Origin of the sequence: Cognaticolwellia aestuarii (genome assembly GCF_002000025.1) — a bacterium.
GTDB lineage: Bacteria > Pseudomonadota > Gammaproteobacteria > Enterobacterales > Alteromonadaceae > Cognaticolwellia > Cognaticolwellia aestuarii.
Window position 1 is genome coordinate 1 of sequence record NZ_MUZV01000008.1, and the last position, 13,660, is coordinate 13,660.

The window sequence follows — 13,660 nt, forward strand, 5'->3', positions numbered from 1 at the left end:
TCTTGGGTATACCGTTTGCCTTTGCTCATAAAACACCTCTTTTTAGAAGTTACAATGTAACTCATTAGGTGTCTAGCAAACTATGGGAAGTCCATTCATCTGGTGAAAGAACAGTAGGAATATTCTTGGGGCGTTTGGCATAGGAAAAAATTAGACCATCAAATTGCTCGTCGAACATATTTTTATACATAAAGACCAAAGCACATAAAGCTTGGTTTTTTGTTGCTGCGCTCACTCCTCGATTTACAGCTAAATGGGTTAAGAAATGATTTATCTCTGCTGCACCCATGTCTTTGGGATGTCTTTTGTCATTAAAAATGATGAAATATTTGACCCAATATAAATAACTTTTTTCAGTTTGTAAGCTATATCGTTTTACACGGATCACATCTCGAAGTGATGCTAAAAAAGGAGATTTGATGATCATAAATAACCTCTCACCCTGAACTGTATGTTTATACAGTTATAATAGGCTTTATATGAAATTGCAATATTTAGTGTAGAAAGTGAGATCAAATATTCTCACTTTCTACACGCATGATAATGTAAGTTACTGATTCTTAGTGTTTATTGGGTTTGCGTTTGCGTCATACTCAGCCTATGTCGGCTGAGTATGACGCAATTCTTAGTTTCTACAAAAGCTATGTAGGTTAAACGGGTAATTATTTAAGGATAAACCTTTGACAGTTAATAGTTTTATCCTTAATGTTAATGGTATTTTTATACCATAACCTGTTACTAGTCGGAATTATGGATAATATACTGTTAGTGTTCTAGGAGGTTTCAGCTGAGAGTCAAGGCTACTAAAAAGTTAAAAGCTGAAATGTTTAAAAGAGTTTTGATTGCTTTAGTTCTGTTTGGAATTGGAATTTATATTCTAGGATCGCCTGACGGTGTTTGCTTTAACATAGTTACTCGTGAGCTCTGTAGTTTCGAGGAAAAGGCTGTACTATTTAGATGGATACTTTTCTTTGATTCACTATTACTCGTATATGTTTTGTTGCCATTTTTTCATTTAGGCGCAATGAAGTTTCTTATTAAGGCAAAGAGCACTAACAAGTCATTCAAGCAGGACAAATAACAGTTGGCTGTTTGCTCCTTCGTCGCTTATTTTAGCCAACTATTATTTGCCTCTTAATGAGGCGTTATGTGTTTCTATGAATTACGATGAATTTGTCAACGAAGTCCAAAAGTACGATAGCGACCCTGATGTTGCTAAGTTATTAGGTGTATTGAAAGGTTGGAAGCTTAATAATGAAAGTGTGGTTCAGCTTCAAACTATTATAGAACGGTTTTTTGGTCACTCATGGATAGAGAGTGAGGAAACTCATAATCACCTTTATAAGTTGTGGTCATCTTTCAATACAAGTGCAATTGGAAACATCGGTGGCATGACAATGAATGAACGGCTTTTTTGGTTTGGTTTATTTGAACAATTTGATAGTTGTAAATCTGAGGCTAAAAAACAATTGATTTACAGTAAGTTGTCAGCCAACACATAACAACACGCCCTGAGGTGGACCGCAAGTCCTAAAACTTGCTTTCCATCGCATATTTCAACAAGGGAGAGCCCTTTCGTTTCAGGGCTTCTAAATACGTTGATTCATCATACGCGGTCTTCGTTTTCCAACACCGAAACAGTATTCTTATCCACTTAAAAGCCAGTGCTCTTATAATAGTATTGTGCGGCTTTCCTTTACTTTTTTGTTGTTCATAATAAGCCTTGGCCCAAAATGAATATCGCACTGATTGACCTGCCCATTCAACAAAGGTCTGCCGTAAAAATGTGGTGCATGAGTAGCGCCAATGTATCCATTCTTTTTTGCCACTTCGTTCTGTTACTGGTGCAATACCCGCATATTTTTGTACTTCTTCACTCGATTGATAACGCTCACGGTTTGAGCCCATCGCCGCTAATAATCTTGGCGCCATTTGCGGACCAGCCCCTGGCAAACTATCAAATATAAATCGGTCGTTATGCTGTTTATAAATCGACTTTATCTCATGGTCGAAACGTTCGATGGATAGCATTAATTGTTTGAGTTGACCCACCAAGCATTCAACCAATAACAAGTTGGGGCCGATGATAGCGTTGTCGCTTGTTAAAGACTCGGCTTGTTTAATGTCATTAATACGCTTTTCGTTTACGTTAGGATAACGGGCGTTATGTAGGTTAAAAAAATCATGTAATGTTTGTTTTCTTGCGCGTTTAACTTTCGCTAGGGATGGCCAACGCAACAGGAAGTCGCAAAATATCATACTGTCTTTTTCGTTAAACCAATCAAGGACCTGAGGGTAATAGTTCTTAAGTGTCGTGCTCAGTCTGTTGGTTAAATCAACTCGGTCTTGCACCAGTTTTCGTCGGTATTCAACGAGCTGAGCCAACGACCTGATACTCTGTGTATCTGGCATGATAACGTTAAGTTTTGACATGTGTTGCTGCAATATTTCTAACTGGATTGCGGCATCTGTCGGGTCATCTTTAGCGCCACTGTGTGTAAATGCCTTTCGGTATTTGGCGACGGTTGATGGATTGATAGTAAACAATATAATGTGCTTAAATTTACTTAATGCGTAAATTAAAGGGCCTTTTTTTAATTCACAGGCGACCGCAACTTTCTGTCCATTATATTTTTGTTTTAATGCATTAGCCCATGCATTAATCGCCTCTGGTTTAGCAGAAATCACACTAAAAGTGGTTTCATTATTTTGTTGGTCGAGTTCACAAATATCATGTTTACGGTCAGCCCAATCGATGGCGATAAGGGCGGCAAAGTCAGCAGGATTAAAAACTTTCATTTTTGACCTCCAAAGCGTAAAGTTAACCATGGAATATGGCAGTAGTATTGTTTCTCGCAGGTCTTATAGATAGTCGATATAGACGGCAATCCCTGAGTATGCGTAATGAAACAAGTAACTTCTGTTGCTTCGAAAGTCTTGTTAAAAGCATCGAATGTTTTCGCTTAAATATTCGTAAGCAACAGAAGCATATTCCGCCTATTAATGCGTTAGGTAAACAGATTAATTAATGGAACGGAGCAACTATAAGTCACTTAAACGGACAAAAAACAGTTGGTTTTTGCTCCTGCGTCGCTTATTTTAACCAACTGTTTTTTGCCTCTTAGTGAGGCGTTAACTGTCTACAAATAAGGAAATTCAGTGCCAATTTCAAACGACAAAATAAAGAACCACGACTTTCTCACTGGAATGTACAATGACGGATACTTCCCCAACTTTCTTGCAGATAAAGTAAAGAGCATCCTGATCGAGCTATGCGAGAGCATTGAGTCAGAAAAGCCACAAGATGAAGCTTCCTTGTTGAAGCTAACCCACGCAGCTACTGAGCGCATTAATGAACTAGAGGAAGAGTTCGAGGATAACGATAGCGAGCTTGAAACCGAGGCTAGAGAAATTATGGCAGAGAATTTTGAGTTAATCGTCCGAGCTTATGGCTTCGATAGTGTAGATATCGAAGATGTGATTGCTACAAGAGAGTGGTAGTAAATTGACCTCTACAGTTAACAAGGCCAGCCAGAGGGACCAAAAAACCGCCGCTTCGCTCTGGTTTTTCGGCCCCTGCTGGCGGCGTTATATGCCTAGAAGAATCCGGAGTTTATTATTCTCTATATCGTGTTATTAACAATACATATTATTTTCTGGATTATTGTAAGTCTCAAAATTTATAAGAATTTGATGCTTACGAATCCTGAGAAGTTTAAATTAATATTGTTAGCTGTGTTATTACCAATAATAGGTTCTATTTTAAGCTTTTCTATTAGTCGAGGAAGTGAATTTGGAGAGTCGCCTAGATGTAGTGAATTCTACGGAAATTCATCTGGCTCATCAGACGGTGGTTCAGGTTCTGGTGGTGAATAACGGCATATAACAAGCTAATTAACAGGACAAAAAACAGTTTGCTGTTTCGTTCCTCAACATTTTAGCAAACAATTTTTTGCCCATTATTAGGGCGTTAGCTACTAAGGAAAGTTAGGTGAATAAATTCAAGTATATTGCAATCGGTTCTACATTATTTTTAACAGCCTGTGTTACCACTCCATATCAAAAAGCTGGTTTTTTCAGTAGCACTGGCGGTTACGAAGATAAGATAATTTCGGAAGGTGTTTATTCAATAAAATCGAAGGTTAATGCTAATACCTCACCTAAACTCGCGCTCACTTATTGGCATAAACGAGCAGAAGAGCTGTGTGGTCATTCTGAATATGTTTCTGAATTAAAACAAAGTCATGACTTAAATATGAATCCTGGGGCAGTTACAACTACACATGAATGGCCAATAGTAGTTGGAATCGCTTTCTGTGATAAACGTAGCTAACAAGTAATTTAACAGGACTAAAAACAGCGGGCTGTTCGCTCCGCTCCATTTTAGCCCACTATTTTTAGCCCGTTAATTGGGCGTTATATGCAATTCAAATAGTCTTGTTGGTTTAGCTAATGATTTGGTTATTAACTTTTACTTTTGTAAGCGCTGCTACGGGTTTCGCTATTGTAGTTTTTCAATAGTCACTAATAAGCTTTGCCTTGTTAAAGAGACTTTTGTGGCAAAGCTATTATTTCGTACTGGTATTTGTGGGTAGCTCAATTTATAGTTTGGTTATTACTACCGTCTTTTACTTCTGACTTTTGTATTTTAGTTCAGTTTTATCAGGCATATAACAAGCAATTGAACGGGACTTTTACAGCTGGCTGTTTCGTTCCTCAACATTTTAAGCCAGCAATAAAAGCCCATTAATTGGGCGTTAAGTTGCTCTGAGGATACACGTGAAATTTCTCCCCGTAATAATATTATTTTTTTCTAGTGTAACTTTGGCAAATGAAGACCCATGTGAAAGAACTGATTACCCTGTAACAACGGTTAAAGAGTTTAAAACCTTAGCAGACAACAGTTTTCCTTCTGTATATAGAGAAGATGACAATTCGAAAGTAACTGTCACTGTATTAAAGCTTAAAAGCATTATTGAAAAAGAAATGCGGAGCCATCGTCCTTATTTAAAAAAGGCAAAAGAGCATCTTTTATCCTCTTTACAGAAATTATCAACTGCAGAGAGCATAAACGAGAAAGAACTATGGCTTAATGCAAGCAACATGAATAGTGAAGAGCAACAAGTTGCATCGCATGTTATGGCTGGTATTCAGGAAGCTTTTGTAATTGCGCTATTTACAGAGTCAGCTTTTGTTGAAGTAAATAATCAACCAATCAAAAAGCTACAGGTAAGGTTCTTGGAGGGTGTAGATGAAACAATCACTACCCATGAACATAATAAGGTAAAAAACATTCGCTTTGAAAGTGGTAATACATTAGTTTTTCAAAAGTGTTGGCTCGCAAAGTAGCAACTTAACAAGCTGTTAAACAAGGACAAAATACAGTTGGCTTTTGCTCCTTCGTCCCTTATTCTAGCCAACTATATTTTGCCTGTTAACAGGGCGTTATATGTAAATGAGATCGTGGTAATTTGAACAGATTAAAAGGCATCGACCTAGCAGATTCATTTGTTTTAAGTTGGTCAGTTGATGATACTTTTTCAATTGTAATTGAAGCTAGTGTATGGCCTGAATCAAAATTTTATTTCAAACCACCCAATGGTGAATATACATGTTACCGAAAGGCTATTTTAATTTTTAGTGGCTTCTCACAATGTGTTGGTGTGAGAGAAATGAGCTCTTGTATAGCAACGAGAGATTTAGATGGCTCTTTAGATTATGGAAATATAGATAGTTTTAAGAAAACTGATAATGGGTATGAAATTTCTGGTGACTTTGGAGATATTGTTGTTTTAGGTGGTGATTTTTCCTTAACATATTTACAAATAACAAGCCCATAAAATCCGATTCGCAACGCTATCACATTGGTTGCAAAGATAAAAGGCGCAACAAATTGTGCCAGCACTGCTCACGGCTTATGGGGGCGTTATATGGCAAAGGAAGCTATGCGATTCATCCACACAATTTTATTCATATTCCTAGCCGGTTGCTCAACAATGCAAACAGAGCCGAGTACTGATTTGATTAAGGTTGAGGTTCAGGAACTTGTAAATACTGCTGAATGCTCAGGCAAAGGTATTAGGGTTTACTCTGTAAAATCGTCAAATAAACGCTTTAGAGTTGAAGAAAATGTATTTTATTTAACTCCCGGACAGTGGGATATTGCGTATATCCCTGAAATGGAAGATCTAGAAAATGGTGTTTGCGAGGAACTTGAAGGTATTGTGATTCACGGAGAATTTATCATTAGACAGGACTTTGAGTTAAACAAGTCTTACTATATATTTCTCAATGACTCATTTAGAGCTAGTATTAGCGCAAATGCCATATAACAAGCTAATTAATAAGGACAAAAAACAGTTGGCTGTTTTCGTTCCTCAACATTTTAGCCAACAATTTTTTGCCCATTATTAGGGCGTTAAGTTTATAAGGAGAGCGAGATGTTTAAACCCTATCAAGCCCTAAAAAACTTTGTCGTTATCATGCTCAGTCTTTGGCCATTATTTTTGTCATGGGTTGGTGTGATTTTCTTACTTGGTATCTTTGTATTCATCAGAGAAGGATGTGGGGAGTTTTCTAACTCCATGTATTTGGTCTATTCCACCGCACTTTCTTTGGGTTCCCCAAGTATGGATTCATTCCAAGGAATGTGGCGAATTGTAGAGTTACTACTAGACTTATTTGGAATTATTCTATGGGGTATTTTTACCTCTGTAACAATGAAATCAATTGAGGCAGCTTACGATGAATGAGAATGATTTAGCACAGATACGGAAAGTTATCAGAGAAGAAATCGGTGATTTTTTACGTGAAGTTTATAACGAGCGTAGACGAGATCAAGATGAGTTTCGGCATCCTAGTATGCGTCATCACTTCGAAGAAGAGTTAAACCGTTTTGCGATGCTAAACGATAGGTTTTCCAGTTATATGAAAGCAGGAGACTTGATGAAAGGCTGTAAATACAGCAAAAGCACAGTCGATGAAATTTCTGAAAATGTTAAAAACATTGATTCAAAAACTTAACAAGCGGCTGTTTCGGATTCGCCACTGCGTGGCTCACCGCAAAGCCGAGCGTTATGCTACAAGGAAAGTTCAGTGTATAAAATTATAATAGTATTTGTATTTGGTTTATTTATAACATCGTGCGTAACTGTCGCACCAGTTGTAAATCCTCATAGTGAAATTAGCATCTATGGTGTTAAGTCATTGCCTCCACAAAATGGTGATTGGATCGTTATGGCAGCCTCTGGCTACCAGATGTCTCTTGTAAGTCATGCAACTAATAAAAATGAATCACTTGTTGCAAACGTTTCTATTCACCAATTACCTGAATTGTCTTCAGATCAAGAATTTCTTGAATATGTTGTTAAATTTAGATCTTCAGAACCGAATATTGGAAGATTTGAAATCCAAAAAAATACAGCCGATATCTCTTCACTTAAGGGCGCTGTTTGTATCAAATATCACTCTATTTCAAAAGACAAGAATGCAAAAATTCAGGGTGGGGATACGGCTGTAATGTTATTGGAAAATATTGGTTATAACTGTATACATCCAGAAAAAAGTACAGTTGGTGTAAACATGGAATATTCATTTCGTCATTTTGCAGAAACAAATGACCCATCATTTGAAAAAAATGGAAATGACTTTTTTAAAAATATAACTTTCACCGAGTTTTAGTAGCATAACAAGCCAATTAAGACGGGACTGCTAACAGCTTGCTCGGTTCCGCTTCGCTTCACATTTTAGCAAGCTATTATCAGCCCCTTATTGGGGCGTTATGTGTACAAGGAAGATTGAGCATTGGAAAACATGCCTGAATATCCAATAAGCATTGATTATGCTGACGACACTGAAAGTGTTGTGCTAGCTAATGATACGGAGGTTATGACCCACCTCGAATGGTTTGATTCTGAGGATTCCGAATATTGCGCACAAGTAACAGACGCAAAAAATAATGCTGTTTGTCTTATAAGATATTAGAGGGACACCCATTCTAACTCAACGGCTTGGAGTTTGTTTTACTGGTTTGGCGTCGGGGTGCCGACGACACCCAGAGGGAGGCTGACGCCGGCCTCCCTCTGGACTCCCTCGGCGCTGCTACATTAAACGTGTTTCCTCCATGACGTCCAATATTCTTCGACGTACCAGTGCTGATGGCACGTCCGTGTGCCAACAGCACTTTCACTGGCATCCATGCTAGTGATACGTGAATATTGGACATCATTCCGGCGTTTAATGAAGCAGGCTTAGTGTTTGATTCATCGTTCGTGATTCTCCTCAGTCGTTTAGCTTTAACAACTGTTACAGCGCTCCCTAAATCCCATCACAGCAGCGGAACCTGAATTTAGATCAGTGCGATGTTTATCGAAGCCATGACCGTTCCTAGGCATCCATGCCTTCACGGCATTAGTGCATCCATGCACGTCGATGGCGAAGACTGCCGTGTGAAGGGACGATTTTCGGCAGAAATGAACATTGCGCCGCTATGTTTAAAAGAAAGTCAGTTGGAGTGTTTTGCTGTGCCGAGCGCCATGGGGAGAAATCAAAGGGGTCAGGTACATTTGATTTTTCAGTTAGAAAAAATTAGAAGGATACTCACTCTAAATTAACTTTTTGGAGTTGTTTTATTGTTGCCGTATTACCAACATCAACCAACTCGTTTACTTATAAATATTCAAAAAATAGCGCTGATGTTGAATGCTTTATAGTATAAATAGCGTTAGATTAATTATATTATTAATAAAAACTTATAACTTTAGGAGTACGAGATAGTCATGTTAAATGCATTGTTTGGCTTATTTGTATTAGCGTTTGCTTTGTTAATGGTAGATACCATCGTCTTGAGTGAAACGGTTGAAACTGATGGCTTTATTGAAAAAGTACATTACCGTTACAGCGGCGAAAGTACGCTAGATGATGAAGCTGCCTTTAAAGCATCAACGCAGTGGTTTTTACAAGCTTATGTGGTAAATGAAGAGGGCACTAAAAAATATGATTGCGATATTAGTAAAGACAACTATCTTGCAACTGCCAAGCTTTTAGATTTACTTGCAAAAACAGGCCCTTTACCAATTAAGCTCGGCTTGAGTTCAGGAACCATTTTCCCTGGCACGTCTTGCAAATATGCCTCATTTATAAAACCAAGTGATTATTTACAGAAAATCTCTGGTTACGCAGTAATAAAAAGTTTTCATTACTACGGTGATGACGAAGCTCTCGCCACTAAATTTGACGTGAAAGTTGCTTTTAGAAACTTAACCGAGAAAACAACGATCACCATGTTTTGCCCCATTGATAAGGTGGCTTATCAAAACCTTAAAATTGACGCAAAGGTCATGCCTGATGTTTACAAAAATCCTTATGGAAAGGGCGATGAAAGTTATTACTGTGAAAAGTTGTCAGCTAACTTGTAGAGCAGCACTTACTTCCAATTAATACTTTTATGAAAAGTGTTACACCGACGGACATTGATATCCTAAAAAAGAGTATCTAAACAGCCGGCTCAGCAGTTCGATATTTTATCGCCAATAGATTACCTGCTTACAATACGGTTTTCTTGATGGTAAGTAACCCTGTTAGTGTCATTAAACAGTATTGACTGCCTTTTGTTTGCTATTCATTTAAAACCTTGGCGTTTATAATGCCGGCATTAATTTAATAACCAAGATGAGTAATATGAAGTTCCCAAAAGATGAAACAGGCAAAGTCTTGTTTGAAATGCAAAAAGCAGGTATTGATTTAACGGAAACCCATACAGTGGTGTTTTTTCATTTGTTTGGTACACAGCAGCAAGCTGAGGCGATGGCAGCTCATCTTGCTGAAGTAGAGCCTGGTACTATTTGTGATGTTCACATTGATGAAAACCCCAAGGTATGGGCTTTAGATTGTTCAATAAAAGTAATTCCACTTTATGATGCCATTATTTCGCTCGAAGCTAAATTTGAACAAATAGTTACTCAATTTAAAGGCTATACCGATGGCTGGGGGATTGAAGCTTAAGTTATTCCTTTGTTTAACGGAAACTGTTCATAAAGCCTGTATTAAATTTTTAGTTTAATTGATTGGCAACAGCTGATTTTTCATGACTAGATTAGTCACTTGAAATTTTATTAAGTTTTTTTGTTGGGACGACTGCATGGATAAAGCCGATATAATCGTGCATGGAGCAATTCATGTAGTTATTGCCAAGCCAAAGATATTCTTCATAGCTCTGGGTATTAAGGTTGCTACTGCATTCTAATTATTCGATATTATTTTGCAATAATCCCCGTGGTTAAGGTGGGCTCATTATTTACTGGCATTATATTTGTTAACTGAGCCTAATTGAATGTTATTTTGCCGAGCCCAATGATTTCCAACTACGATTTATCGTCGCTATCACCTCAAGCTTTACTCGTTTCCTTACGCTTATATTTAATACACTTTCTCTCTTGATGTAGATCAAGTTCACACGATGAGTTAAGCCTATACTATTAATAATCGTACAGATGCTTTGTTCGTCACATGTAGGAGAGTTACCATGAAAAATATAGCTAACATCATTCCTTTATTTTTAGTTCCTTTGTTAAGTGTTACATCTATATCCTCGATATCAGCAGAGTTACCCATGCGTGGACCTATTCCTTTTGCTAACTATGACCTTGATGGTAATGGCTTGATTAGTGAACAGGAGTTTGTTGACGTTAGAAAAGCGCGTAGGCAGCGAAAGGCCATCCAAGGCCTAGCAATGAAACGAGCTGATAAAGCTCCGCTGTTTGCTACTTTTGATTTGAATCTAGACGGTCAGTTAACGCCTGAAGAGCTTAGTACGGGTCAGCAGGCACAAATGCAAAATAGAAGAGGTAAGGCGCTAAGCGCTAATTTTAAAAGTAGTAATGCTGGCATGAAGCAAGGTTTGCATATGCCCAAATTTGCCAAGTTTGATTTAAATGGCGATGGGGTGATTTTAGAACAAGAGTTTAATGCGGCTAGAGCAGCACGTATTAAAAACCGCGTTGAACAGGGCTATTCTATGCAAAATATTGGCAATGTTAATACCAATACTTTTGCCGATATTGATACTGATAATGATGGCAAAATATCATCAGCAGAGTTTACTGAGCACCAAGCTGGCCAACGACAAAGAATGATGAAAAAATAGATCGTTAACGCTAGGTTGGTTATAGGTTATAGGTTATAACCATCCTAGCGGTTTATATCAAATCGATGCTTGTGGTTTTCAAGTTTGTAGTGTCTATCGTATTACCTCACTCTTAATTTCACTCTTAATTTCACGCTTAATCTCACTCTTACCTTGCTGTGAGCTGACCCGTTAACATAACGCCAAAATTATTGTTAGGCATACATAGCTTTACGACGTCATCACGCTATCATTTGAGATCACATGGAAAATGTAGCAGCCATTATTGCTATACACTCAGCGGATTGACACATTATCATCAGCTTTTAACACTCGTTAAACACTTCTTACAATTTCTCACGTAGTCCTACAATTCGTCGACAAAAGCCTTAAAGAATCGAACGCAACAAGGCTTTACTATGGCGTCATAAACAAACAAGACACTCAACTCAGGGAGTTACATTTATGTACACATTAAAAACTAACAATAACCTTATCAGCAAATCAATTATTAGCTTGTCATTATTATTAGCCTCGTCATCGGCGTTGGCTGCAACAGAATATCCAGAAAATCCTGTTTTAAGACCATTAACCTTAACCGATGGTACGATTGCTATTGGTGGTGCTTTGGGCTGGGGTGAGGAAAGTGACGATAGTCGTGTTGCACTAGGCTTAGATGCTGCATATGGTCTAACAGATGATTTAACGCTTGGCTTAGGTGGTTTAACATACCGATTATTAGCACGCCCAAGTAATGGCACAGGTTTGGAGCTAGCTGTAGGACTTGGCGTTCGTGGCTTTCAAGAGTCGACCGTTAATGGTGATTCGGTAGGCTACGGAGCTGATTTAAATGGTAAGTATGTCTTTAATAAAGATATCGCGATGACATTTGACCTAGGTTATATCAAATGGGATGAAGAAAAGTTAGGTAATAAAGACGAGTACCGTTATGGAATTGGTTTACAAGCTAATGTTGCAAAAGCTTGGACGGCAAGTGTTAATTATACCTACCGTGATTTAAAATACTTTCAGCAAGATGACGCACATGAAGTCAATGTTGGGTTAAATTATGCTTACAGCAAGCAAACGGATATTGGCATGTTTGCGGGTTATTCAAGTTTTGACGCTTTAGAAAATGGCTACAAACTCGACAATAGCTTCGATAGAGTGGCGGGTGTTTATGCGACCTACCGCTTTTAAATAGCGCAATAAATACCGTAGTAAATAAAGCCAGAAACGATTAAAGCCTTCAAATGTTATTAAGATTTTGAAGGCTTTTTATTATTTGCTGCTAACGTAATGGCTATTATTTAGTGAGTTATGCCAGCTGAGTTATGTCAGCTGAGTTATGTCAGCTGACGTAATACAGGTTAACCATCGGCGTTGATTGTTTCAATAAGCTCGGCAAGACAAGCTTCCCCTTGCTCATGCGGAACTTGACATGTACCGGCTGCGTTATGACCACCACCATTGTACTTCAGCATCAACTCACCGACATTGGTTTTTGAACTACGATCAAAAATTGATTTTCCAGTAGCAAATACGGTATTTTGCTTTTTCAATCCCCACATAATATGGATGGAAATATTACACTGCGGGAATAGGGCGTAAATCACAAAGCGATTACCAGAATAGATAATTTCTTCTTCTCTTAAATCTAGCACGACCAAGTTGCCATGCACTGTTGCACAGCGCTTAATTTGTGCTTTGAATTTTTCTTCGTGCTCAAAGTAAAGTTCAGTACGCTCTTTGACGTCAGGTAGTTCAAGTAGCTCATTGATACTGTGATCTTTACCAAACTCAATTAAATCCATCATGAGTTCATAGTTTGAAATACGAAAATCTCTAAAACGTCCTAAACCTGTGCGCGAATCCATAATGAAATTTAGTAATTCCCAGCGCTTTGGATGCAGCACTTCTTCCATGTCAAACTGTGCAGAGTCACCTTTATCAACCGCCATCATCATACTTTCCCAACTTGCTGGAAAAGTTGCTGCACCGCCGTAATAATCATAAACAACACGTGCAGCTGATGGTGCTGCTGGGTCAATAATATGATTGTCTTTCTTTTCATTACGCAAGGTTTCACTGTGGTGATGATCAAAAGCAATATGAACACCGTCAACGAAAGGCAAGTTGGTGGAAATATCGTTAGGCCCTACGGCAATAATTCCGTCTTGCATATCTTTGGGGTGAACAAAGAGAATGTCGTCAACCAAATTAATATGCTTGAGCAAAATAGCGCAAACTAAGCCATCGAAATCACTGCGCGTAACTAAACGGTATTGTTTATTATCCGACATTTATTGTCTCCATTAGATTTAATTGTCTTATTATTTAACATGATAGTACCTAGAGCCATAATAAGTTAATTACGTGAATACCAATGCTTACTCTGAATCTGGGACCGCTTGCTAGCGAATAGCTAGACAAATAAACCTTGCTACAGATAAAGCTTTAATATCGATACTCAAACTTGTAATAACACCTTAAAGATAGTTTACATTGCTGTAAATACAGCATTATTTTTATTTTTTA

The 13,660-nt window shown here is 38.0% G+C and carries 17 protein-coding genes; 14 read left to right on the forward strand and 3 right to left on the reverse strand.

Annotated elements, in window-relative coordinates:
* Positions 1–64: 64 nt before the first annotated feature.
* On the reverse strand, positions 65–427 hold the full coding sequence (locus B0169_RS12785; protein WP_077286389.1) for a site-specific integrase: 363 nt from the start codon (positions 425–427) through the stop codon (positions 65–67).
* Positions 428–1,157: 730 nt separating this feature from the next.
* On the opposite strand from B0169_RS12785, the gene B0169_RS12795 reads away from it, so the two are divergent.
* Positions 1,158–1,502 carry a hypothetical protein gene (locus B0169_RS12795; RefSeq protein ID WP_077286391.1) on the forward strand — a complete coding sequence of 115 codons (345 nt, stop codon included), beginning with the start codon at positions 1,158–1,160 and terminating at the stop codon, positions 1,500–1,502.
* Between the two features lie 28 nt (positions 1,503–1,530).
* Here B0169_RS12795 and B0169_RS12800 read toward each other — a convergent pair whose 3' ends face one another.
* Positions 1,531–2,799 (reverse strand): IS110 family RNA-guided transposase, encoded by a 1,269-nt coding sequence (locus B0169_RS12800; RefSeq protein WP_077286392.1) that lies wholly within the window; start codon positions 2,797–2,799, stop codon positions 1,531–1,533.
* Between the two features lie 360 nt (positions 2,800–3,159).
* On the opposite strand from B0169_RS12800, the gene B0169_RS12805 reads away from it, so the two are divergent.
* From B0169_RS12805 to B0169_RS12870, 13 genes are all read left to right on the forward strand, one after another.
* Complete coding sequence (locus B0169_RS12805; RefSeq protein WP_077286393.1) at positions 3,160–3,501, forward strand: DUF5713 family protein; 342 nt, start codon at positions 3,160–3,162, stop codon at positions 3,499–3,501.
* A 192-nt stretch (positions 3,502–3,693) separates the two neighbouring features.
* Positions 3,694–3,876 carry a hypothetical protein gene (locus B0169_RS19145; RefSeq protein ID WP_143323541.1) on the forward strand — a complete coding sequence of 61 codons (183 nt, stop codon included), beginning with the start codon at positions 3,694–3,696 and terminating at the stop codon, positions 3,874–3,876.
* A 115-nt stretch (positions 3,877–3,991) separates the two neighbouring features.
* A complete protein-coding gene (locus B0169_RS12810) occupies positions 3,992–4,333 on the forward strand; it encodes a hypothetical protein (RefSeq protein WP_077286394.1) in 342 nt (113 codons plus the stop codon).
* A 446-nt stretch (positions 4,334–4,779) separates the two neighbouring features.
* A complete protein-coding gene (locus B0169_RS12815) occupies positions 4,780–5,349 on the forward strand; it encodes a hypothetical protein (RefSeq protein WP_143323542.1) in 570 nt (189 codons plus the stop codon).
* Positions 5,350–5,471: 122 nt separating this feature from the next.
* On the forward strand, positions 5,472–5,840 hold the full coding sequence (locus B0169_RS12820) for a hypothetical protein (RefSeq protein ID WP_077286396.1): 369 nt from the start codon (positions 5,472–5,474) through the stop codon (positions 5,838–5,840).
* Between the two features lie 105 nt (positions 5,841–5,945).
* Entirely contained in the window at positions 5,946–6,332 is a 387-nt protein-coding gene (locus B0169_RS12825; protein ID WP_143323543.1) for a hypothetical protein, read from the forward strand.
* A gap of 108 nt (positions 6,333–6,440) precedes the next feature.
* Positions 6,441–6,752, forward strand: a complete 312-nt coding sequence (locus tag B0169_RS12830) for a hypothetical protein (protein WP_077286398.1) — start codon at positions 6,441–6,443, stop codon at positions 6,750–6,752.
* The gene (locus B0169_RS12835) at positions 6,745–7,023 is read left to right on the forward strand and encodes a hypothetical protein (protein WP_077286399.1); all 279 of its coding nucleotides are present in this window, start codon (positions 6,745–6,747) and stop codon (positions 7,021–7,023) included. The genes B0169_RS12830 and B0169_RS12835 overlap by 8 nt, the downstream gene beginning before the upstream one ends.
* A 72-nt stretch (positions 7,024–7,095) precedes the next feature.
* The gene (locus B0169_RS12840) at positions 7,096–7,680 is read left to right on the forward strand and encodes a hypothetical protein (protein WP_077286400.1); all 585 of its coding nucleotides are present in this window, start codon (positions 7,096–7,098) and stop codon (positions 7,678–7,680) included.
* Between the two features lie 1,097 nt (positions 7,681–8,777).
* Positions 8,778–9,416, forward strand: a complete 639-nt coding sequence (locus tag B0169_RS12855) for a hypothetical protein (RefSeq protein ID WP_077286404.1) — start codon at positions 8,778–8,780, stop codon at positions 9,414–9,416.
* Between the two features lie 262 nt (positions 9,417–9,678).
* Positions 9,679–10,002 carry a ribonuclease E inhibitor RraB gene (locus tag B0169_RS12860; RefSeq protein ID WP_077286406.1) on the forward strand — a complete coding sequence of 108 codons (324 nt, stop codon included), beginning with the start codon at positions 9,679–9,681 and terminating at the stop codon, positions 10,000–10,002.
* A 520-nt stretch (positions 10,003–10,522) separates the two neighbouring features.
* Positions 10,523–11,143 carry an EF-hand domain-containing protein gene (locus B0169_RS12865; protein WP_077286408.1) on the forward strand — a complete coding sequence of 207 codons (621 nt, stop codon included), beginning with the start codon at positions 10,523–10,525 and terminating at the stop codon, positions 11,141–11,143.
* Between the two features lie 444 nt (positions 11,144–11,587).
* Positions 11,588–12,322: an outer membrane beta-barrel protein gene (locus B0169_RS12870; RefSeq protein WP_077286410.1), complete on the forward strand. Its 735-nt coding sequence runs from the start codon at positions 11,588–11,590 to the stop codon at positions 12,320–12,322.
* A gap of 170 nt (positions 12,323–12,492) precedes the next feature.
* Here the strand turns inward: B0169_RS12870 and B0169_RS12875 are convergent, their stop codons facing one another.
* On the reverse strand, positions 12,493–13,425 hold the full coding sequence (locus B0169_RS12875; RefSeq protein WP_077286412.1) for a DHH family phosphoesterase: 933 nt from the start codon (positions 13,423–13,425) through the stop codon (positions 12,493–12,495).
* Between the last annotated feature and the right edge of the window lie 235 nt (positions 13,426–13,660).

Bases quoted from the DNA above. Each gene is read 5' to 3' on its own strand.
- B0169_RS12825 (WP_143323543.1), top strand. From the start codon at position 5,946: ATGCGATTCATCCACACAATTTTATTCATATTCCTAGCCGGTTGCTCA.
- B0169_RS12800 (WP_077286392.1), bottom strand. From the start codon at position 2,799: ATGAAAGTTTTTAATCCTGCTGACTTTGCCGCCCTTATCGCCATCGAT.
- B0169_RS12870 (WP_077286410.1), top strand. From the start codon at position 11,588: ATGTACACATTAAAAACTAACAATAACCTTATCAGCAAATCAATTATT.
- B0169_RS12785 (WP_077286389.1), bottom strand. From the start codon at position 427: ATGATCATCAAATCTCCTTTTTTAGCATCACTTCGAGATGTGATCCGT.
- B0169_RS12795 (WP_077286391.1), top strand. From the start codon at position 1,158: ATGAATTACGATGAATTTGTCAACGAAGTCCAAAAGTACGATAGCGAC.
- B0169_RS12865 (WP_077286408.1), top strand. From the start codon at position 10,523: ATGAAAAATATAGCTAACATCATTCCTTTATTTTTAGTTCCTTTGTTA.
- B0169_RS12835 (WP_077286399.1), top strand. From the start codon at position 6,745: ATGAATGAGAATGATTTAGCACAGATACGGAAAGTTATCAGAGAAGAA.
- B0169_RS19145 (WP_143323541.1), top strand. From the start codon at position 3,694: ATGCTTACGAATCCTGAGAAGTTTAAATTAATATTGTTAGCTGTGTTA.
- B0169_RS12830 (WP_077286398.1), top strand. From the start codon at position 6,441: ATGTTTAAACCCTATCAAGCCCTAAAAAACTTTGTCGTTATCATGCTC.
- B0169_RS12860 (WP_077286406.1), top strand. From the start codon at position 9,679: ATGAAGTTCCCAAAAGATGAAACAGGCAAAGTCTTGTTTGAAATGCAA.
- B0169_RS12855 (WP_077286404.1), top strand. From the start codon at position 8,778: ATGTTAAATGCATTGTTTGGCTTATTTGTATTAGCGTTTGCTTTGTTA.
- B0169_RS12875 (WP_077286412.1), bottom strand. From the start codon at position 13,425: ATGTCGGATAATAAACAATACCGTTTAGTTACGCGCAGTGATTTCGAT.